The sequence below is a fragment of the Enterococcus sp. AMC1251 genome, assembly GCF_058216535.1.
On the sequence record NZ_CM177098.1, the window covers coordinates 1,816,005 to 1,837,501 of the forward strand.

The 21,497-nt window shown below is 35.1% G+C and carries 24 protein-coding genes; 8 read left to right on the forward strand and 16 right to left on the reverse strand.

What is annotated here, in order from left to right; all coding sequences use genetic code 11:
- The first annotated feature begins 42 nt into the window (after positions 1–42).
- Both AC4BBR_RS08515 and AC4BBR_RS08520 read left to right on the forward strand, forming a co-directional pair.
- Complete coding sequence (locus tag AC4BBR_RS08515) at positions 43–801, forward strand: peptidylprolyl isomerase (RefSeq protein WP_490459153.1); 759 nt, start codon at positions 43–45, stop codon at positions 799–801.
- A gap of 596 nt (positions 802–1,397) precedes the next feature.
- Positions 1,398–1,613: a hypothetical protein gene (locus tag AC4BBR_RS08520; protein WP_490459154.1), complete on the forward strand. Its 216-nt coding sequence runs from the start codon at positions 1,398–1,400 to the stop codon at positions 1,611–1,613.
- A gap of 127 nt (positions 1,614–1,740) precedes the next feature.
- Here the strand turns inward: AC4BBR_RS08520 and AC4BBR_RS08525 are convergent, their stop codons facing one another.
- The 4 genes from AC4BBR_RS08525 to rpsP all read right to left on the reverse strand — a co-directional run bounded on the left by AC4BBR_RS08525 (position 1,741) and on the right by rpsP (position 3,960).
- The gene (locus AC4BBR_RS08525) at positions 1,741–2,115 is read right to left on the reverse strand and encodes a YxeA family protein (protein ID WP_490459155.1); all 375 of its coding nucleotides are present in this window, start codon (positions 2,113–2,115) and stop codon (positions 1,741–1,743) included.
- Between the two features lie 159 nt (positions 2,116–2,274).
- Positions 2,275–2,823 carry a TetR/AcrR family transcriptional regulator gene (locus tag AC4BBR_RS08530; RefSeq protein WP_490459156.1) on the reverse strand — a complete coding sequence of 183 codons (549 nt, stop codon included), beginning with the start codon at positions 2,821–2,823 and terminating at the stop codon, positions 2,275–2,277.
- A gap of 604 nt (positions 2,824–3,427) precedes the next feature.
- Complete coding sequence (locus AC4BBR_RS08535; RefSeq protein ID WP_490459157.1) at positions 3,428–3,673, reverse strand: KH domain-containing protein; 246 nt, start codon at positions 3,671–3,673, stop codon at positions 3,428–3,430.
- Positions 3,674–3,684: 11 nt separating this feature from the next.
- Positions 3,685–3,960, reverse strand: coding sequence for a 30S ribosomal protein S16 (gene rpsP, locus AC4BBR_RS08540; protein ID WP_010761445.1), 276 nt, complete (start codon positions 3,958–3,960; stop codon positions 3,685–3,687).
- A 441-nt stretch (positions 3,961–4,401) separates the two neighbouring features.
- Between rpsP and AC4BBR_RS08545 the strand changes: the two genes are divergently transcribed.
- From AC4BBR_RS08545 to AC4BBR_RS08555, 3 genes are read left to right on the forward strand one after another with little or no spacing between them, the layout of a single operon-like run.
- The gene (locus AC4BBR_RS08545; RefSeq protein ID WP_490459158.1) at positions 4,402–4,782 is read left to right on the forward strand and encodes a GntR family transcriptional regulator; all 381 of its coding nucleotides are present in this window, start codon (positions 4,402–4,404) and stop codon (positions 4,780–4,782) included.
- Positions 4,783–4,784: 2 nt separating this feature from the next.
- Positions 4,785–5,684 (forward strand): ATP-binding cassette domain-containing protein, encoded by a 900-nt coding sequence (locus AC4BBR_RS08550; protein WP_490459159.1) that lies wholly within the window; start codon positions 4,785–4,787, stop codon positions 5,682–5,684.
- The gene (locus tag AC4BBR_RS08555) at positions 5,681–6,838 is read left to right on the forward strand and encodes an ABC-2 family transporter permease (RefSeq protein ID WP_490459160.1); all 1,158 of its coding nucleotides are present in this window, start codon (positions 5,681–5,683) and stop codon (positions 6,836–6,838) included. The genes AC4BBR_RS08550 and AC4BBR_RS08555 overlap by 4 nt, the downstream gene beginning before the upstream one ends.
- A 75-nt stretch (positions 6,839–6,913) precedes the next feature.
- On the opposite strand, the gene ffh is transcribed toward AC4BBR_RS08555, so the two are convergent.
- The 4 genes from ffh to AC4BBR_RS08575 are packed head-to-tail and all read right to left on the reverse strand — an operon-like array spanning position 6,914 to position 9,840.
- A complete protein-coding gene (ffh, locus tag AC4BBR_RS08560) occupies positions 6,914–8,332 on the reverse strand; it encodes a signal recognition particle protein (protein ID WP_490459161.1) in 1,419 nt (472 codons plus the stop codon).
- A 4-nt stretch (positions 8,333–8,336) separates the two neighbouring features.
- Complete coding sequence (locus AC4BBR_RS08565) at positions 8,337–8,675, reverse strand: putative DNA-binding protein (protein ID WP_490459162.1); 339 nt, start codon at positions 8,673–8,675, stop codon at positions 8,337–8,339.
- 50 nt (positions 8,676–8,725) lie between these two features.
- Positions 8,726–9,370: an NUDIX hydrolase gene (locus AC4BBR_RS08570; RefSeq protein WP_490459163.1), complete on the reverse strand. Its 645-nt coding sequence runs from the start codon at positions 9,368–9,370 to the stop codon at positions 8,726–8,728.
- 2 nt (positions 9,371–9,372) lie between these two features.
- Positions 9,373–9,840 carry a 2-thiouracil desulfurase family protein gene (locus AC4BBR_RS08575; RefSeq protein WP_490459164.1) on the reverse strand — a complete coding sequence of 156 codons (468 nt, stop codon included), beginning with the start codon at positions 9,838–9,840 and terminating at the stop codon, positions 9,373–9,375.
- 145 nt (positions 9,841–9,985) lie between these two features.
- On the opposite strand from AC4BBR_RS08575, the gene AC4BBR_RS08580 reads away from it, so the two are divergent.
- Both AC4BBR_RS08580 and AC4BBR_RS08585 read left to right on the forward strand, forming a co-directional pair.
- Positions 9,986–10,699, forward strand: a complete 714-nt coding sequence (locus AC4BBR_RS08580) for a response regulator transcription factor (protein ID WP_490459165.1) — start codon at positions 9,986–9,988, stop codon at positions 10,697–10,699.
- Positions 10,696–12,453, forward strand: a complete 1,758-nt coding sequence (locus AC4BBR_RS08585; protein ID WP_490459166.1) for a sensor histidine kinase — start codon at positions 10,696–10,698, stop codon at positions 12,451–12,453. The genes AC4BBR_RS08580 and AC4BBR_RS08585 overlap by 4 nt, the downstream gene beginning before the upstream one ends.
- A 65-nt stretch (positions 12,454–12,518) precedes the next feature.
- Here AC4BBR_RS08585 and AC4BBR_RS08590 read toward each other — a convergent pair whose 3' ends face one another.
- Together AC4BBR_RS08590 and AC4BBR_RS08595 are read right to left on the reverse strand one after the other, a co-directional pair.
- Positions 12,519–13,427 carry a phosphate ABC transporter substrate-binding protein PstS family protein gene (locus AC4BBR_RS08590; protein WP_490459167.1) on the reverse strand — a complete coding sequence of 303 codons (909 nt, stop codon included), beginning with the start codon at positions 13,425–13,427 and terminating at the stop codon, positions 12,519–12,521.
- Positions 13,428–13,565: 138 nt separating this feature from the next.
- Positions 13,566–14,735 carry a pyridoxal phosphate-dependent aminotransferase gene (locus tag AC4BBR_RS08595; RefSeq protein WP_490459168.1) on the reverse strand — a complete coding sequence of 390 codons (1,170 nt, stop codon included), beginning with the start codon at positions 14,733–14,735 and terminating at the stop codon, positions 13,566–13,568.
- Positions 14,736–14,980: 245 nt separating this feature from the next.
- Between AC4BBR_RS08595 and hisC the strand changes: the two genes are divergently transcribed.
- Entirely contained in the window at positions 14,981–16,039 is a 1,059-nt protein-coding gene (hisC, locus tag AC4BBR_RS08600) for a histidinol-phosphate transaminase (protein WP_490459169.1), read from the forward strand.
- A gap of 603 nt (positions 16,040–16,642) precedes the next feature.
- Here hisC and AC4BBR_RS08605 read toward each other — a convergent pair.
- From AC4BBR_RS08605 to AC4BBR_RS08630, 6 genes are all read right to left on the reverse strand, one after another.
- On the reverse strand, positions 16,643–17,533 hold the full coding sequence (locus tag AC4BBR_RS08605; protein WP_490459170.1) for a LysR family transcriptional regulator: 891 nt from the start codon (positions 17,531–17,533) through the stop codon (positions 16,643–16,645).
- Between the two features lie 14 nt (positions 17,534–17,547).
- Positions 17,548–18,249: a carbonic anhydrase family protein gene (locus tag AC4BBR_RS08610; protein WP_490459171.1), complete on the reverse strand. Its 702-nt coding sequence runs from the start codon at positions 18,247–18,249 to the stop codon at positions 17,548–17,550.
- Between the two features lie 180 nt (positions 18,250–18,429).
- Positions 18,430–19,065, reverse strand: a complete 636-nt coding sequence (gene pyrE / locus AC4BBR_RS08615) for an orotate phosphoribosyltransferase (protein ID WP_490459172.1) — start codon at positions 19,063–19,065, stop codon at positions 18,430–18,432.
- A complete protein-coding gene (pyrF, locus tag AC4BBR_RS08620; RefSeq protein ID WP_490459173.1) occupies positions 19,062–19,781 on the reverse strand; it encodes an orotidine-5'-phosphate decarboxylase in 720 nt (239 codons plus the stop codon). Before pyrF ends, pyrE begins: the two co-directional genes overlap by 4 nt.
- Entirely contained in the window at positions 19,778–20,707 is a 930-nt protein-coding gene (locus AC4BBR_RS08625) for a dihydroorotate dehydrogenase (RefSeq protein ID WP_490459174.1), read from the reverse strand. The genes pyrF and AC4BBR_RS08625 overlap by 4 nt, the downstream gene beginning before the upstream one ends.
- The gene (locus AC4BBR_RS08630) at positions 20,704–21,486 is read right to left on the reverse strand and encodes a dihydroorotate dehydrogenase electron transfer subunit (RefSeq protein ID WP_490459175.1); all 783 of its coding nucleotides are present in this window, start codon (positions 21,484–21,486) and stop codon (positions 20,704–20,706) included. Before AC4BBR_RS08630 ends, AC4BBR_RS08625 begins: the two co-directional genes overlap by 4 nt.
- Positions 21,487–21,497: the final 11 nt, after the last annotated feature.

Here is a 21,497-nt window from a genome sequence, read left to right on the forward strand (position 1 = left end):
TAAGGTGTAACTATTTTTGATTTGAGAGGAAGACTTAACTTTATGAAAACCAAAAAATTCATTGCTGCAACTGCACTTTTAACATCACTAGTATTATTTGCAGCATGTGGACCTAAAAATGAGAAAAAAACTGCGGACTCTTCTGCTACTTCTTCAACTGAAACTAAATCATCTGAATCTGTTGATTTAAATTCACTAGAGCTGCCACAACTATCCGATGAGGTCAGCGAAGATGAAGACCTAGTTGAAATGGTCACAACAGAAGGAAATATTGAAATCAAATTATTTCCAAAACAAGCACCAAAAACGGTCGAAAACTTTATGACCCATGCAAAAGATGGTTATTATGACAATGTTACTTTCCACCGTGTTATCAAGGATTTCATGGTTCAAGGTGGCGATCCTAAAGGTGATGGTACTGGTGGCGAAAGTATTTGGGATAAACCATTTGATGATGAAATTTCTAATCAATTGTACAACATTCGTGGTGCTTTATCTATGGCTAATGCTGGTACAGATGATAAAGGTAACGGTACAAATGGCAGCCAGTTCTTTATTGTTCAAAATGACCAAAATGTTTCAGATGGACTGCTAAAAGACGATTACCCAGATAAAATCATTGACACTTATAAAAAAGGCGGAACTCCTTTCTTAGATGGCAAACATACTGTTTTCGGTCAAGTGATTAAGGGCATGGACGTTGTAGATAAAATCGCTGAAACTGAAACTGATGAACAAGACAAACCAAAAAAAGAGATTAAAATCGAAAAAATCAATATTTTAAAAGAAGCCAAAAAATAAACATATAAAAGAATGGTGATTTATTACCATTCTTTTTTCTTAAGATTTGGAGGTTAAGTATGAAAAAAATAATGATTGCTGGTCCTGTCGCTAGTGGGAAAACAACTTTTGCTAAAAGAGTAGCCGTAAAAAAAGACTCCCTATTATGAATTAGGTAACCTTATCTGGAATCGACAACCTACTGGGGACCAACGGTATTCCGAAGAAGAATCTACAAAGCAGCTATGGATGATACAGATATTATTTTTTATTACTACTTGCTTATCACATCCGCATGTATCGTATTCTTAGTCGTTACATAAAGCAACTCTTAAATCGAGAAAATGCTCATTATAAACTTTCTCTTCGTATACTTAAAAGGATGTTTACCTGGAATCATCCTTTTGAAAAGAAGAATTTGTTTGAATTGCAAACATTAGCTGAACAATCAAACAAAAAATTAGTTATATTAAAAAATTATCAAGCTTATTCTTATTACGAGTAAATTCAGCAGAAATACAATTGTGAAAGAAACTCTTTCCATATCCTCATATATCAATGAATGACTATCCAATTTAAAAATAAAGTGTTACTGTTGACAAAAGAGGTGAAAGCGAATGACGTTTAATCCACAAATCGAAACGCTCATACTTGAGGCTTCCAATCGGAAATCTCCTCATTTTGTAGCAAACGTGATCAATTTCCAGCAATTTGACCAAGAAGATGTGAAAGATACTGCTCAAAAATTGATTGAGGATGGACAAATCCAAGCAACTATCCATTTTCATTATAATGATTTATGTACAATTGACTTTATACCTCAGGCTATTTGAATAACTTGAGTACAAAAAAAGACTAACTAAATATAATCTAACCCTTAGCTGAACAAAAGTAGATCAATTAACGACCACCTCTTTTGTCCAACTCTATGATTCAGATTATATTTGTTGTAGTCTTTTTTTACTTAGCCAATTGCTGTAAGGCTTTTTCAGGAACTACCTCTTTAGAAACTTCTTCATATGTTTCCACGTGTGCACCTTTATTATAAATTTTCAAGTAACGATCAGTTATCAATTCATGATCTGCTGTGAAAGTAAGCTCTCTTTTATTTCCCTCTTTATCAAATGTTGATTGCTTGTATGTTGTAATCCCATAGCTATTGATACTGTCTGCCTTTTTTGTTTTGATATAGACCTCCCCTTCACCGACTAATGGGTTTAACTGATCGATTATGCTGGAAAGCTCATCTGATTGATTTTTCGTATATAGTTTCGCTCCAAAGAGAATAGCTCCTAAAAGCAAGGCTAGTACAACGATTGTTTTGATTATTTTCACAATAATTCCTCCAAATTTCATTTGATAAACTTATTTTAGCAACAAAACAACTAAAAAAAATCAGTCAAATATACGAAATCTGCTTAGTCCTTTTGGCATAGATCCCTTTATATAGAACCGTTTATTTCTCGGTGGTGCTTCTGTTATTTATGCACTTGTTTATCTTATCTCACTATTTTGTTCGATAGCCTTGAATACTGAGATCAATTGATCTTTGGTTTGGCTTATTATTCCTGAAATACTTAACGACGCCACTCCACTCATAACAATCCATATTTTCATATGCAGCTTTTCAAGTTGTTCTTTTGAGATATCTATATATTTTTCATCATCTTGAATAGATTTTTGAAACAACTCAAATGACAATTGCCTTAATTCTTGACCGTATGAATGCTGGTCTACAAACAAAGAAATATACAACTTATTATTTGATTTTGCTAAATCGATATAATTTAAACCGAAATTAGCAAGATTGTGTGACGTTTGTTTTTTAGAAAAGAATTCAGTCTCCAAAAATTCATGTGTTGTTTTTAACAAAGTCAGCTTCAACTCTTCCATGTTTTTAAATTCAAGATAAATAGGTTGTGTTGAAATCCCCATATGCTCTGCTACATTTCGCGCTGTTATAAAAGAAAAACCCTTTTCTATTAATATATCTCGCGCTGCTTTCAAAATCTGTTGTTTTTTATAAATTTTTTTTCTAACCAAAATAAACCCTCCTTAATTTAAAAACATAGCGGACTCGTTTTGTCTCAACTGAAAAGTAAGAAAAATTGAGTAATTTTTTTTCGTGAGACTAGTCCATAAAATCAGCCGATAATTTTCGATTTATCATTATTTACTATCTATCCTTTTATTTTACACTCTTTTTTCTCTTTATTTTATCAATAATTACGAATATATCTAAAAAAAATGATAATTTGATAGATTTTTCTGAACTATTATTGATTAATTTAGATTTTATAGGCTATAGTTAGTTTATTGATAAATAACGATTAAATTTGGTATTTTCAGTAGTGCTTTTTTTGAATGGCAGTCTGCTTACGCTGATTAGTAGTTCATTCACCACGAAGAAGATACCTACTTAGTCTAATGAATGATGAAACAGAAATCAGATTTGTTGTATCTATTTTTGAAATTAATGTATTTAGAAAAAATTCTCAATAAAGAAAAACGAGGAAATAACCTATGGATTACTAAGTTAGCTCTCATTTTTTAGTTATAACAACACAACTATCAACTTTTATAATGATTGTTTAAACTGCTCTAGCTACATAAAAAAACACCCGAAATTCGGGTGTTTTGCTTTGTGCTATTTACCATCTATGATATTCAAACGAACTTTTTTTGGTCCATCTACACGTACGCTGTAAACAATCGTACGAATCGCTTTAGCAACTCGTCCTTGTTTACCAATAATACGACCAATATCTTCAGGCGATACTGTCAAATTATATTCTAGAAAAACATCAGATTCTTCTATTTCTAACTTGACTAGCTCAGGTTGACTGACTAATGGGCGAACGATAGTTAAGACTAACTCTTTCACATCTGTCATCATCGGTCACCTTATTTCTTTTCAAGTTTAGCTTCATGGTGTTTTTTCATAACGCCTTCTTTTGAAAGGATGTTACGAACTGTATCTGAAGGCTGAGCGCCTTTAGACAACCAGTCTAAAACTAAATCTTCTTTTAAAACTACTTCTGCAGGATCTTTTAAAGGATTGTATGTTCCAACAGTTTCGATGAAACGTCCATCACGAGGAGAACGAGAATCTGCAACTACAATACGGTAAAAAGGACTCTTTTTAGAACCCATGCGTTTTAAGCGAATTTTAACTGACATTTTATATATTACACCTCCATTAACTTAATCACAAATGTTAGTTTACCAGATTTCCTTACACCTGTAAAGAGTTTTTTCTTGACACCTTTAAAAAAGCTTTAAACCGCTGATTTTTGGCATTTTTTATTTTATATATGGTATAATTATTCTACCTTGGCAGGGGCAATTAGCAGTTGCTTAACAAAAATAAGCTGTGAATAGAGACGGAGTTCGCTCTTCTTTTATTCATAGCTTATTTTTATACTACTTTAATGGTTCATTTTTTCATTTTCTTGTGTCCAAGAACTTCTTTGTTTCAACTTATTTTCCATCCAATTACAAAATCTTGATTTTTTATCGTCCTTCTTTTTTTTAGCAAAACTTTAAAAAAATGTTTACAACACTGACTGTACTATGTATACTAGTACACAAGATACACAGTTTTTTAGAGAGGAGACTTTTATGGTTTCTATTAATAAATCAAGTAGTAAGCCTTACTATGAGCAACTAATGTTAGGAATCAAAGAAGATATCCTCAATGGTTTATTACAGTCTGGTGACCGCCTCCCTTCAGTACGAGAGATGGCTCGTCAACTTATGATGAACCCTAATACAGTCAGTAAAGCCTATAAACTGCTAGAGGCACAAGAGGTCATCATTACTGTCAAAGGAAAAGGCACCTATGTTAAAAAGATTGATTTAAATCTTCGTGATGAGTATCGAATACAAAAGATCAAAAAAAAATTTGATGAACTAATTATTGAAGCTAATTATTTGAATGTTTCTAAAGATGAATTGAATCAATGGTTGGACGAAAGTGATCAGCAACTGAAGGGAGAATAAGTATGAAAATAGAAAATTTACACAAAAAGATTGATCGACAAGTTATCTTATCAGATATCAACTTGGCATTCAAACAAGGGGAAATCGTCGGATTGATTGGTCGAAATGGTTCTGGTAAAACCACTTTTTTTAGATCAATCGCAGGTCATTATGAGTTGGATCAAGGGAAGATTCTTATCGGTCAAGAAGATATTCAGCAAAACAAAAAACTTAGACAAAAAATATTTTATATTGATGAACAATACAATTTTCTTTCAAGCTATACGTTAAACAAACTGTTGTTTTTTTATCAAAATGCTTATGCAAGTTTTGATAAAAAAAAATATTTAATCTTAACTAAGAAAAACAATCTACATCCTCAACTTAAATATCGAGCGATATCTAAAGGAATGCAAGGACTCTATAAAATGATCTTGGCTATTTGTTCGAACTCGGATTATCTTTTATTGGATGAGCCTTTGGATGGGCTCGATATCATTGTTAAAAAAAATATTTTAGGGATACTTTTAGATGATGTCAGTGAAAATAGACGATCTATCATTATCTCTTCTCATAACCTGAATGAGTTGGAAAATATTATCGATCGCGCATTGATTTTAAAAAACACGCAGATTCAACTGGATTATCATCTAGAAGTATTAAGGGAAAATGCTCGTAAAGTCCAAATGGTTTTCAAGACAAAAAAAGTTCCGCAACTCATTAAAGAAAACAGCAAGCTCCTTCATTTTCAAGGACGCGTTGTTACAGCTATTTTTGAAAACTATACAGAGGAATTAAAAACATTAATACAAGCTGAACAACCTATCTTATTAGAGGAACTGCCATTGACACTAGAAGATGTCTTTGAAGCTAACCTTACTAATAAAAAAGATGTCAATTTTTCAGGAGGAGTGACTTTATGAATAAACAATTAATGACTATTTTGAAAAAACGCTATGGACTTACTTTAATCATTACAAGTCTTTCGATTCTGTTGTTTTATGGCTATCTGGGAATTAGTGAAGTTACTCGCTGGGAAGGAATGGAAAGTTATTATAATTCGGAACAATACATCAAAGATTTAAAAGAGATACCAGAAGAAGAAAATCCTAGATATAAAGGCTTATCTATAAAAGAACGTCAGGACTTAGATAAGAAAGAAGGATTAAGTTTATTTTGCCAAGCGAATTCTTACGATGAACAGGGAAAAATAATTTCTGATGAAGACCAACTTTACTTTCCTGTGTACTTTAATGAGAACCCACTTCTATTAATTGCAGTTATTTCGATAGCTGGATTCTTGCTATTCTTTGCAGACTTAAAGACTTCTTTTAATGAATTTCTTTTCTCTTTAGGTGTCTCCAAACGTAGAATCTATTACTCGAAGTTCTTTTTGATTTCTTTACCAATTTTAATTAGTATTCTTTTAGCGAAAATTCTATTTGTTGGGATTATTACAACAGGAATTCCCAATGAATATGTGAATATTGGTATGATGGATCTAATAGCAAATGTTTTAGCTAGTTGGACAACTTATATTCTTTATTTCTTTATTTCAGTGTTCATTGGTTTAGTAACAGGTAATACGATATTAGGTCCTCTTACGACTTTTGGTTTCTGTGTATCATTAGAGTTCTTTATCACGAGCATCACAAATGCATGGTATTATTTCACCCAAGCAACAACGGATGTATCTATAACAGGGAAATTTTTCGTTTACACCGTCACAAAAAATCCAATTTCTACAACGCCAATTATTTTAGCTATTGTTTCATCATTGCTGCTATTTATTTTAGGCGCCATTTTATTTCCTTCACTTACGTTGGAGAAGAAAGGAAACTATTTACTATTTGACAAACTTAGGTTACCCGTGATTATCGCAATGATCATTTACGTTCCAGTCGTTCTCGTATTCAGTCAAGGCGTGTATCGCGGTGAACACTCCTCGTCACCTATTCCTGCTTTACTAATTTATGGAATCATTACTGCTGTGATTGGAACGTATCTGGTTTTTAGAAAAGACCTCCATGAATGGTTCAGTCAAAGACAGCAAATTAAACATACCTGTTCGCATTGAATCATAGTTTCTCCCTCGTTCTATAAAAATAAAGCTGTCAAAATTCTTCGATTTTGAGCAGCTTTATTTTTGGTTTTATTTTTTCTTCTTTTTCTTCTTCTTATTTTTCTTGACCATACGATTCATAGCCATTTTTCCTAATTTACCTTTGATGCCGCCTCCAAGCATTTGGTCCATACCTGGAATCTCCATGTTCCCTTTGGACATTTGCTGCATCATTTTTTTAGATTCCTTAAATTGTTTGATCATTCGGTTGACTTCAACAACATTATTACCTGAACCAGCAGCAATTCTTCGGCGACGGCTCGGGTTTAATAAGTCTGGATTTTCCCGTTCTGCTGGTGTCATAGAAAGCACCATTGCTTTTTTACGTGCGACATCTTTTGGATCGACTTTGACATTTTCTAGACCAGGCATGTTGTTCATTCCAGGAATCATTTTGAGCAGGTCCTCGATTGGTCCCATACCCATTACTTGATCTAACTGCTCAATAAAGTCATTAAAATCAAAGCTATTTTCCTTCATTTTTACTGCAAGTTCTTCAGCTTTTTTCTCATCATAATCTTGTTGTGCTTTTTCGATCAGAGTCAGCATATCCCCCATACCTAAAATACGGCTGGACATACGATCAGGATGGAAAATTTCTAAGTCGGTCAACTTTTCACCAGAACCGATGAATTTAATCGGTGCGCCCGTAACAGAACGAATAGAGAGTGCTGCACCACCTCGAGTGTCTCCATCAAGTTTAGTAATAACCACACCTGTAATGCCTAATTGTTGATTGAAACTGTCCGCAACGTTAACCGCATCTTGACCCGTCATCGCATCAACAACAAGTAGGATATCATCGGGTTGAGCGATTTCTTTGATTTGTTTTAGCTCATCCATCAATGTCTCATCAATATGCAGACGACCTGCCGTATCGATTAAGACATAATCATTTTTCTTTTCTTTCGCCAATTCCATCCCTTGACGAACGATTTCGACAGGACTCGTCTCAGTTCCCATATCAAAAACAGGAACATCTAATTGTTGTCCTAGGACTTTCAATTGATCGATCGCTGCTGGACGATAAACATCGGCTGCAATCATTAATGGACGTGCATTTTCAGTCTTGATCAAATGATTCGCTAATTTACCGCCAAAAGTTGTTTTACCAGCTCCTTGTAACCCAACCATCATAATTACAGTCGGAATACGTTCTGATTTGTTCAAGCTGACAGTCTCAGTACCTAGTGTTGCTGTCAATTCTTCATCAACAATTTTAACGATTTGTTGTGCCGGTGATAAGCTTTCAAGAACTTCTACACCAATCGCACGTTCACGAACACGTTTTGTAAAATCTTTGACTACTTGTAAGTTTACGTCGGCTTCTAATAAAGCCAAACGAATCTCTCTCATCATTTCTTTTACGTCAGCTTCAGATACTTTTCCTTTACGACGTAATTTGCTCATTGCCTGCTGTAGGCGGTCTGTTAAACTTTCAAAAGCCATAATCTCATTCCTCTATTTCTTGTATTTGTTCTATATACTGTATGATTGTTATATCTTTCGGATAAGTTTCTTGTGCGTAGCTTTTTAGTGTTTCTAATAATTCTCCACGGACGATATAATCAGAAAATAGATGAAGTTTTTTTTCATATTCTTCTAGAATCTTCTCAGTCCGTTTGATATTGTCATAAACTGCTTGGCGGCTGATAGCGTATTCTTCAGCGATTTCACCTAATGAAAAATCATCCGCATAATACATCTCCATATAATTCATTTGTTTTTCTGTCAACAAAGTAGAGTAGAATTCAAACAACGCATTCATTCGATTGGTCTTTTCAATTTCCATAGTTGTGACTCCTATCTTCAATCCCTTTTAGGTTACCGATTTAAGAGTAATTAGTCAATAGTTCTTAATTGATTTTCTAAGATTTTTTCAAAAGATTCGATCAATTGATCATAATAACTTTGCGCATTAGCACAAAAGTCCTTTTTAGAAAAGCGTTCTTCGATGATCTCTTGTCGATTATTTTTCTGATGATAACCCGTTAAAGTAGCTTCCGTTCTAGAATCTTTAAATAATTCTTTTAAGATAGCTAAAGGAACTGGGAATAAACTTGCCACTTCTTCTTCTTGTAGTTGAAATTCACCTAACAAGATTTCCTGCTCCACCAAATAAACATTCGTAAACTCATTATCAACAAAACTTTCCAAATCGATTTCTACTGGAAAAACACCTAGAAACTGCGCTTTATCAATAGAAACTTCAATGTCTAATTCTTCTTTTACTTCTCTAAAACCATCGATTACAGTTTCTTGTGCCAATAAATGACCCGCAGCTGTAATATCTAATTGGTTGGGGAAGTCTTTCTTTCGTGAGGATCGTTTTTGAAAATAAACAATGAGTTTATTTTCTTTTATAGTGTAAAACCAGCAATGAAATGTTTCATGCCAAAGACCTCGCAAATGAATCTCTTGCCTAGTTGCAGTCCCGATTTGTTGGTATTCCTGATTAAAAACTTTTAGTACTTCATTTTCTGACATTTCTATTTTTCACGCCCCATCACCGTTTGCCATTCGCTCTCCGAAACGACATCAAGTCCTCTAGAAATAAAATAAGCCGCTGCAACACCTGAACCAGCGCGATGATTCCCGGAAAATGTACCGTCATAAATATTGTTACTTCCACAAGACGGGCTATTTTCTTTTAAAATAATCGTTGTGATATTTTGTTCAACTAATTTTTGATAGGCTTTGATTGCTCCTTGTTTGAATAGAGTGGTCATGTCTCCCCCTGTTTTCGTGAGGACTTTTGCATCACCATTCCAAACGTCAAATCCGTCTCCACCGCTAATTTCAGCAGCGTCTCTAGGAATCGGTAAACCTCCTAAGACTTCTGGGCAAACAAGGATTGCTTGACCATTTTCTACTAATTGTTTCAAGGCAGTGATTTCTTTTGCTAGGCCATCATAGCGACAACAAACTCCACCAAGACATGCGCTAATTCCGATCATTTGCTTCCCTCATTTCAATCTTTATCATTATACCATTTCTTTGGCTTTGAAAGTAGTTTTAGAAACATTCCATAAAGTTTTTGATCGCTTGGAATCTATGATAAAATAACTTTGTGTTTATTTCGTATTTAAAGGAGCTAAATAGATGAAGAAAGTACTAGTTGTGGACGACGAACCGTCGATTGTAACGTTGTTGACATTTAACTTAGAAAAAGACGGCTATGAAGTAACCTCAGCGGAAGATGGTTCAGTCGGTTATGAGTTAGCTCTATCCAATAAATTTGATTTTATCATTCTAGATGTTATGCTGCCAAATATGGATGGTTTAGAAATCACAAAATCATTGCGCAGTGAAAAAATTGACACCCCTATTTTGATACTGACTGCTAAAGATGATCAAGTCGATAAAATTATCGGGTTAGAAATTGGTGCTGATGATTATTTAACAAAACCGTTTAGCCCTAGAGAAGTTTTAGCCAGAATGAAAGCAATCTTCAGACGTCTAAAACCTACGTCAACGAAATCAGAAGAATTTAACGATACTGCTAAAGCACCTTTGGTATTAGGTGAAATTAGTGTCGATGAACAAAATTATGAAGTCAGCGTTCGTGGCGAAAAAATTGAGTTAACGCCAAAAGAGTTTGAATTACTCGTCTACTTTATCAAGCGGAAAGATCGTGTGATTGATCGCGATACTTTACTCGACCGCATTTGGAACTATGATTTTGCTGGTCAAAGCCGCATTGTCGATGTCCATGTCAGTCATTTAAGGGATAAAATCGAAATCGATCCAAAGCGACCTGCCTATTTAGTCACAGTTAGAGGATTTGGCTATCGTTTTCAGGAGCCGAAAAAATGAAAAAACGCCAACGCATTGAATATTGGGTCGTTGGAATCATGATGATTGCTTTATTTGTAGGTAGTATTCTTTTAACAAACTATTTTTTTAAAAAGGAATTATTGTCCCAACAGGAAGAGTATTTACAAAAAAAAGGAACATTGATTCTCGATCAGCTCTCTCCTGATTTGTTTTTAACGCAACATTTTTCGGATCAAGAAAAGAAACTTATTGACCACTATTCAGCGGATAAAAATGAGCGTCTGACATTAATGAATGCCAAAGGAGCTATTTTTTATGACAGTATTGATCCAGCACTGCATGAATCAAGAAGTAATCGGCCTGAAGTAAAGGCAATTCTTTCAGGTGCTGATTTTGGCTCTGCACTACGAAACAGTACGACTTTAAAGGAAGAATTACTCTATTTGGCACTACCTATTGAAAAAGATGGAGAGTTAATCGGGATTATTCGCATGTCAGAAGAAACGACATTATTTTCTAATAGTATACAATCATTTAAGCGGTATATTTTTTTCACTTTAAGTTTTTTATTTTCAATCATTACTGCGTTCATATTTTTATTGCTTCATCAGAAAAACGAACCTTTAGTAACTGTTTTACCAGTATTGAAAAAAATCTTGAAATACCCAGATGAAGCACGTTCGATCATCGAAGATTCACCTGAATGGAATGAATTGTATCAGACGGTCAATCTCTTAAGTCAGCAAATGAGCCAAACTTATTTAGCTTATACATCAACTGACGAACAATTTCACGTACTACTAGATGAATTGATGATTGGTGTCTTCATTATTGATGTTGACGGAAAGCTTCAATTGATCAATCCCAAAATGACTGAAATTTTGATGATCGAAGAAAATGATTCAGGTAAAGATTATTTTGAAGTGATCAAAGAACCTGCCCTAATTTATTTAATCCATCAAGTTATTACAGAAAAAAGTTCGATACACCAAGAAATAAAGCTAACTGACTCATTGAATGAAACGATTTTAGATATGTCTTTGCGTTTTATAGAAGAAGATGGAAATGATTACCAAGTTCTAGGTATTGCGTACGATTTAACACGTGTTAGACAGTTAGAAAAAATTCAAAAGGACTTTGTTAGTAATGTTTCACATGAGTTAAAAACACCTGTTACGTCTTTACTGGGTTTTACCGAAACTTTATTAGACGGAGCCAAAGATGATCCTGAAACGTTGTCACAATTTTTGGAGATCATGCAAAAAGATGCTTTGCGCTTACAACAATTGATTCAGGAAATTTTACAGCTTTCCCGTGATGGAAAAAATATGTCATTTGATGATCAAGAAATTACTATTCTACCTTTCACACAAGAAATTCTGCGTTCATATCGTAAAGTAATCAAAGAAAAACAGCTAACGATCGAAATTCTTGGAGATGCATCGATCACCTATACAACAAAATATGAACTTTTTTATCCGATCGTTAAAAATTTGATCGAAAATGCGATCCAATATTCCAAACTTGATGGAACGATCACCATTGATTTTGGATTCGCCGATTCGTTCTTTTTCAAAGTGAAGGATTTAGGAATCGGAATTAGTTTAGAAGACCAAGAACGAATTTTTGAACGTTTTTACCGAGTGGATAAAGCAAGAAGCCGACATTCTGGTGGAACTGGTTTAGGTTTGTCGATCGTGCATAATTATTCTGAATTATTAGGCGGAGCCGTTACAATCGATAGTCATTTAGGCTTAGGTTCAACTTTTGTAATAAAATTACCAAAAAACTGATTAAATCCAAAAGAGGCGGACGTTTTCACGTCCTGCCTCTTTTTGCTTCTTTAGGGGGAAAGAATTTATTTTTTAGTGATTGTACCTGTTACGTCTCTTTCAACTTTCATGGCTGTTATCGGCAAGTAACCTAATTCTTTAACGACACCGTTTTGAACGTCATCTGTCAGCATAAAATCTAAAAATACTTTTATATCTTCGTCTGGTTGGCCTTTTGTATACATATGTTCGTAAGACCAAATTTTCCAAGAATTATCTGCAACATTCTCTTCTGTTGGTTTTACATCATCAATGCTTAATGCATCTGTCGATTCATCCATGTAAGAAAAAGCAAGGTAGCTAATTGCCCCAGGTGTTTGGGAGACAATTTGACGAACCGTTCCCGATGAGTCTTGTTCTTGAGCTTGAACAGCTTTTGCACCGTCCAGTCCCCATTTTTCAAAAGTTGCCCGCGTTCCACTACCACTTGGACGATTGATTACTGCGATTTCTTGATCTTTACCGCCTAACTCTTTCCAGTTTTTAGTTTTTCCAGAAAAAATGTCGATCAATTCCTGTTTACTAATGTTTTTAACACCAACTTCTTTATTGACCACAGGGCCCATTCCGACAACTGCTACACGATGGTCAACAAGTTTTGATGCATCTACACCAGATTTCTCTTCTGCAAAAACATCAGAATTCCCTATTGTTACTGCACCATCAGCGACTTGAGAAAGTCCCGTTCCGCTACCTCCACCCTGAACTGAAATTGTATACTTAGGATGTTCAGAAACAAATTGATCTTTTGCCGCATCTACTAATGGCTGTAATGCAGTTGAACCAACGGCTACGATTTCAACTGACTGATTGCTATTACTTCCGCTATCTTTAGATTTATTACTACTCTCACCTGTTGCTGCCCCTTGATTACCGCACCCTGCGATTAAAAGTCCTACACTTAAAACAATTGCCGATAATAAACGTTTCTTCATTTTTACACGTCCTTTTCAATTAGTTACAAGCTTAGTTTAACAGCGATGTGTTAATTCTGTTTCAACGTTCTGTAAATAATGGGTAAAGGAATGTAAAGGTTCTATTGAGACGAAAAAAACAGTTAAACGATTGCTCGCTTAACTGTTCGTTTTGATATAATAACCTATTCGTTTCATGGCTTCTTTTAATGTAGCTAAATTCGCTGCATAGCTGATTCTGACATAGCCTTGCCCTTCTTCACCAAAAGCCACTCCTGGAATAATCGCTATTGCTTGTTGCTTAGCTAAATCTACACAGAATTTCATTGAATCTTGTTCAAATCCTGCAGGAATTTTGGCAAAAATATAGAAAGCTCCATTCGGTCTAGCTACTTCAAACCCGAAAGAAGTCATTTGTTCATACACAAAATCTCGTCGTTCACGGTATTCTTCTTTCATCACAGCTGCATCATTCATTCCTTCAACCAACGCTCTAACCGCTGCTTTTTGAGAGATGGTAGAAGCGGCTGTGACTAAATATTGATGAACTTTGATGATTTCTCCAATCAAATTCTCTGGTCCAAAAATAAATCCGATGCGCCAACCAGTCATAGCGTGTGATTTTGATAGTCCATTGATCAAAATAGTCTGTTCTGGAATAAATTCTGCAATGGATACGTGCTGATCTTCATAGGTTAATTCACTATATATTTCATCACTGATCACAAAAATTGGATAGTTTTTCAAAACTTCTGCAATAGCTTTCACTTCTTCACGATTATACGTTACCCCAGTTGGATTGCTTGGATAATTTAAAATAATTGCTTTCACTTGATCACCATGTTCTAACATTGCTGCTTCGATCATTTCAGGAGTCAAGACAAAATCATTCGATGTTGTATCGATATAGATTGGTTCCGCTTGAGCCAAAGTGATAACTGGTTCATAGCCAGGATAGATTGGAGCCGGCATCAAAACTTTATCTCCTGGTTCTAAAATAGATAATAAACTTGCTGAAATCGCCTCAGTTGCTCCTACTGTTACTAAAACTTCAGATGCTGGCTGATAACTGACTCCATATTTTTCTTTCATAAAAAAGGTAGCTGCTTCACGAACATCTGTTAACCCAGCCATACCCGAATAATGTGAAAAATTATTTTTGATCGCATCATGAGCTGCTGTTTTTACATGTTCAGGGGTATTAAAGTCTGGCTCTCCCAACGTTAGTTTGATAATGCCTTCGATGTCACTTACTTGTTCATCAAATTGGCGAATCGTCGAAACGGCGATTTTATATACTTGTTTGCTAAATCTTTTCGTTAAATCCATGAAACCATCTCCTCATACTATACTGGTTCGATTTTCAAATCAAAATGGGCTAGCTTTTAGCATTTGCATTAGTCGAAATACCAACGTATACTCCTATTTTCTTAATGGAATTATCATAGCATATTTTAGCGTAAAATGAAATTTGTATTTCAAAACCACACGTTTTCTTTTCAAATCCACAGATTAGACTTGCGAAACTCACTTTTCTTCATTATAGTTAAAATAAATGAAGGGAGAGATCTATAGTGAAAGGTATCAGAAACATCACACCCTATGTTCCAGGAGAACAGCCCAATTATGCTGATATGATTAAATTAAACACGAATGAAAATCCTTATCCACCATCCCCAAAAGTCGCTGAGGTATTAAAACATTTCGAGGCGGAGCAATTAAAACGATACAGTTCTGTTGATAATCTCTCTTTAAAAAAAGCATTAAGTGTTAAACATGGGTTATCTACTGAACATTTTTTAATTGGTAATGGCTCTGATGAAGTATTAGCCTTTTGTTTTCTCGCTTTTTTTAATAGTTCAGATCCTATTTTATTTCCAGATATCACGTATGGTTTTTATAAAGTTTGGGCGGATCTTTTTGAGATTCCATATAAGGAGTTACCGTTGAATAGTGAATTCGAAATAGATTGGGGAGAGTATAAGCAGTTAAATGGCGGAATAATCATTGCCAATCCAAATGCACCGACAGGTTTATTCAAATCGCTCTCAGAAATTGAGTCTTTATTGAAAGAAAATCCAGAAGTTATTGTAATTATTGATGAAGCCTATATTGATTTTGCAGGCCCATCTGCAGTTTCACTTTTAGATAGATACCCAAATTTAATGATTATTAGAACCTTTTCTAAATCAAGTGCTTTGGCGGGTTTACGAATTGGCTATGCAATTGGTCATCCTAAGTATATCCAAATTTTAGAAAGTATCAAATCTTCTTTTAATCCTTATTCAGTTGATATGTTAGCTGAAAATATAGCTACAGCTGCCGTTTCCGATGAGAAATATTATGTAGAAATAACTAGGGAGATTTGTGAAACGAGAGATTGGTTTGTGCAAACTATTGAAAGAACTGGTTTTCGTTCTCTAGATTCTAAAACAAACTTTGTGTTGCTCACGCATCCTAATTTAATCATTGAAGAACTTTATCATTATCTGGAAAACCACGATGTCTTCGTTCGATTTTTCCCAAAAACAGAACGCTTGAATAATTATTTGCGAGTTTCAATTGGAACGCAAGAAGAAATGGAAAAGGTCTATCAATTAATGAATAATTATGTCCTAAAAAAACAAACATAATGCACTAGTGATTTAGGTACTACATTTTTCCAACTTTACAAAACTGACTTTCTTAAAGATGAAAAAACAGTGAATGATAAAGATAACAATATTCACTATAAAAGAGAGAGAATCGGGGGAGACTTAAGGTCACTTTCCATTAGAAATGGTGATTTTCTGTATTCATATAATCTAGCACCGAAAGGTAAAGTTATAAACTTTGTTATCTAAGTAAGTGATAAAAACGATGCTTTGTCTGGAGAAATTTTAAATGATAATAAGCTAAGTATCAGAAATAAGGTAGCTGATGGTAAAACACAAAACTACTATGAAAACCAAGTGATAAACTTACTATTCAAAGAAATATATAATCATTCATAGTTTAGCTTTAAAAGCACATCTTTCGCTGCGTTCAAATTTCGTTATTTTAGTTTATTACAAAAAGTTGTTCATTTCAGCTTATCTCCGAAACCTTCAACCCCTAGTGCTTTAGCACTTAGAATTTGATGTAATCGTAGCGAAGTGTAGTAGCTGCTTTTTTCTCGCCGTTTATTTGGATTTAAAGCGTGAGACAAAACGGATCTTTAGTCTTTTTTCACGCTTTAATTAACGGCAATGTTTATTTCAAAACAGCTGTTTTAATTCTTTCATAAAAAATTGCCCAATCGTACTGATTGTTTTATTTTTTTGATAAAGAACACAGATTTTGTTGTTTGTACTTTCAGCCAATGGAACTAAACGAATTTCTTTTTTGGTAAATCCAGTTACCACACCAGATCCAGAAGCATAGGCATCTGTCTCTACGAGTATATTCATCAAGGTTCCACGATCGTTTGTGTAAATCACTGTTTCTTGTTCCTGATTTTCAATTAAGTCTTCTGAAAAATAAGCAAAGTTACTCCCTTCTTGTGTAAAACGAACTTGAGGATAGCAACATAATTGTTCTAGCTGAATGTCTTTTTGTTTCGCTAATGGATGGTTTTTTCCAAGAAAAATATGGGTTTTAAAGCTTCCAACAACATCATAAGTTAAATTTGCTTGCTCTAGATATCGCTCAATACCTGATTGATTTTGACTATTTAAATAAATAATACCAAGTTCACTATGGTAACTTTTCACATCTTCGATTACTTTTAAAGTCGTAGTCTCGAACACACGAAAATTCTTATATTGGTCTTTGAATTGCTGAATGACTTTTCCCATGACTTCTCCTAAGAAGTCATAGTGCTGGGAAGAAATCGAAAAACGTTCGCTCTTGGTTACTTCTTGATAGCGGTTTTCAATCATTTCCATTTGGGTCAAGATTTTTTCTGCATGTTCTAAAAAGGTCAAGCCATCTTCAGTTAAAGAAGCACCTTTATTGGTACGAATAAACAAAGTCACACCAATTTCTTCTTCTAATTCACGAATCCCGTTAGAAAGACTTGGTTGCGTGATAAACAGTTTTTTTGCAGCTTCTCGGAAACTACCATTATTCGCAACAGCTACAACATATTTCATTTGTTGAATATTCATAGATGGCCTCCGTCTTATTCAGAAAAATAGATTTTACGTCCGTTTAACGCTTGAACTGGACGATTGTTAAACGGCAACATGCCTTCATCAATTCGCTCAAAAAAATCCTGATCCATTTTTTGAATAGAATCGAAAACAAACCAATGAACAGGTCCCTTAGTTGGTGGTGTTGTTAAAGAACCTAAATAATGAAAATGAGATTTTTGTTCAGGTAAAAAAATTGAAGGATCAAACCATTGTTGATGGGTTTCAGAATTCCATTCTAGTGTTGTTTGTTTTTTTGAAAATCTATTTTTATCTTTCGTAATCATAAACAAGCAACCTACAACCAAATTATCACCAGAATTATTCATGTGAACAAGATGAAATTCTAGCGGCGCATGTTCCCCATCAAAGGTATGTTCGCTTGGTGTGTGAAAATGAATATCGGTTAAATAATACTTTTCATCTTCAAAAATCACATAGCTTTCTGTATTTGGTGGAACAAAGTGAAAGGTGTTTTTAAATTCTTTTTCTGTAAATTCTTCTGTTTTATAACAAAAATCGATCGCTCTATCCGTAGATACACCGTTGATTAAATTTTTTGACAAATTAACTGGCGATTGATAAGGATATTTAGCTCCAGTTGAAAACCAATCACAAAGCGTATGCCAATGTTCTGGCCCAAGCTCTCCTTCGTATCCCCATTCCACGTCCATATTTCGAATATTTTTCATCAAACCCCACCTTCTAATTTTATCATTTGAATAACTGTATACTAATTATGATTAATAGTCAATTTTCAAAATCTATTTCACTTTTTTGCGATCAAAGTACAGTCCATAATGAAGAAATCGATCTAGAAAAAGCATAACCTTTGAACTCATGATCAAAAATTATGCTTTTTATGCTATAAACTATTTATTTAACCAATTTTCTGGGTCTTGTTTCCACTCTTTTAATAATGCGACATCCTTTTCTTCTATATAATTCGATTCTAATGCTGCATCGATCAATGTTGAATAATTCGTCAAGGTGATTAAATCCATCTTGTGTTCTTCAAATTTTGCTTTCCCTTTTGGTAATTCATAAGTGAAGATTGCTGCCACACCGATAACGTCAGCACCTTCACGTTTTGCGGCATCTGCTGCTTCTAATACGCTGCCGCCAGTTGAAATCAAGTCTTCAATCACAACCATTTTTTGGCCTTCAAAAATACGCCCTTCGATTTGATTGCCCTTCCCATGTTCTTTGGCTTTACTACGAATATAAACCATTGGCAAATCTAAACTATCTGCTACCCAAGCTGCATGAGGAATCCCAGCTGTTGCGGTTCCTGCAATGACTTGCACATCTGGATAAGCTTGTTTGATTTTTTCAGCTAGGCCATTGGCAATATCCTTACGAACAACTGGATAACTCATTGTGATCCGATTATCACAATAAATTGGACTTTTGATGCCGCTCGCCCATGTAAACGGTTCGTTTGGACTTAAAAAGACGGCTTCAATTTCCAATAAATCTTTGGCAATTTTTTTTGCTAATACTGTCATTTGTTTACTCCATTCCACTCATTTTTTATTTGTAGGTATGCTTCGTACGGATTTTTCGCCTGTGTAATCGGTCGGCCTACTACAATATAAGTCGAACCAATTTCTCTAGCATCCCTTGGTGTCACTACGCGTTGTTGATCACCAACCTCACTGCCGCTTGGACGTATTCCTGGCGTTAAGCAAACAAATGCTTCACTTGTCACTTTGTGAATGCCTTGCGCTTCTAATGCAGAACAAACAACACCATCTAGCCCAGATTTTTCAGTGCATTTTGCATAATGAAGCACACTTTCTTCTAAAGAGACTCCAATCAATTGATCTTGCTGCATTTCTTTTTCACTAGTTGAAGTAAGTTGTGTTACAGCAATTAAGATAGGTACTTTCGCTCCATCTTTTGTTCCTTTTTTCAGTCCAGACTTTGCAGCTTCCATCATTTTGATACCACCAGCAGCATGAACATTCGTGATATCCACACCAAGTTTTGCTAAACCAATCATTGATTTTTCCACGGTGTTAGGAATATCATGTAATTTCAGATCAAGAAAAACAGAATGACCTACTCTCTTCAGCCAACGGACAATCCCTGGTCCTTCTTGATAAAAAAGTTCCATTCCTACTTTAACAAATAATGACTCTTCTTTAGGAAATTTGTCTAAAAATACTTCTACTTCTATTTTTGATGGAAAATCTAATGCGATGATCGGTCGTTCACTCATTGATTTTTTGCCTCTCTAACTTCTTTGATTAGTTGTTCCAATGATTCGATCTCAAGTTCCGCCATTCTCTTAGGCAAAGCATCGATTAACTTAGGACAAATATATGGATCTGTAAAATTAGCCGTTCCAACAGCTACTGCACTTGCTCCTGCCATAAACATTTCTAAAACATCATCTACTGTTTGGACACCGCCCATGCCGATGATCGGTAAGCTGGAAATGTGAGAAACTTGATGGATCAAGCGAATGGCAACAGGCTTGATGGCAGGACCTGATAAGCCACCTGTTTGGTTGGCTAAAATAGGACGACGGTTTTTTAGATCTATCCGCATTCCTAGCAGTGTGTTGATCATTGAAAAACCATCCGCACCTCCTGCTTCAATTGCTTGAGCAACTGGCACAATGTCTGTTACATTTGGAGATAGTTTCACATAAATTGGCACTTTTGCTACTTTTTTCACTGCTTGTGTTAATTGAAAGGCAACATCTGGATCTGTTCCGAAGGCAATACCGCCATGTTTTACATTAGGACATGAAATATTTAATTCAATTGCTGTAACATTCGGCGCATCGCCGATTTTGCTGCAGACTTCAACATAATCTTCTTCACAGGCTCCAGCAACATTAGCAATAATCGGTACATCGTATGCTTCTAATGCTGGAAGTTTTGTATTCATGACTACATCCAAGCCAGGATTTTGTAAGCCAATCGCGTTTAGCATACCACTCGGTGTTTCTGCCACTCTTGGTGTTGCGTTACCGAAGCGAGCTTTTGGTGTCGTTGCTTTGATCATGATCGAACCAAGTTTTCCCAGGTCATAATATTTGGCATATTCTTCACCAAACCCAAAACAACCACTAGCTGGAATAATAGGATTTTTTAATTCTAAACCAGGAATACTGATTGCTAACGGATTTTCCATCATAAAACCACCTCACTAGCTCTAAAGATCGGTCCTTCATCACAAACTTTAACACTTTTTGTTCCAGTTTCATCATCAGGTACATGACAAACACACGCATAACAAGCTCCCATACCGCAAGCCATTCGCTGTTCTAGAGAAAGAAAAACATTTGGGTTCTCAGAAAAAACTTGAGCGACCATCTTTAACATGCCATTAGCACCACAAGCATAAACTGCATCTGGCTGTTCCTTTTGAATTGCATCCAATAAAAGATTGCCGACATTTCCTTCAACTCCAAAAGAACCGTCGTCGGTTGCAAAACGAGTATCTCCTAGAGCGATAAATTCATCTTGGAAATAAGCAACTTCTTTAGACGCATACCCGAGAAAATGAACAACTTCAATCCCCTTCTGGTTCAATTGCTTCGACAGCTCATACATTGGTGGAATACCAATTCCACCGCCAATCACATATGCTTTTTGGCCAGCAGTCAAGCAATCGACGTCAAAACCATTTCCTAAAGGACCCATCACATCTAAGGTGTCTCCTGTTGAGAGCTCAGCAAAAACTTTTGTTCCATCTCCTTCTGTTCGATAAATAATCGTACAGGTCTTTGCTTCTTTATCTATTTGATTGATACTGATTGGCCTTCTTAAAAGCATGTCAGCTCTAGGAACTTTTATATGGATAAACTGCCCAGGTTTTCCCATTTCATTGACTAACTCACCTGTCAACGTCATTTGGAAAATTCTAGGTGCTAATTGTTGCTGAGAGATGATTGTCATTATTTCCTGTTTCATTTATTCCGCCC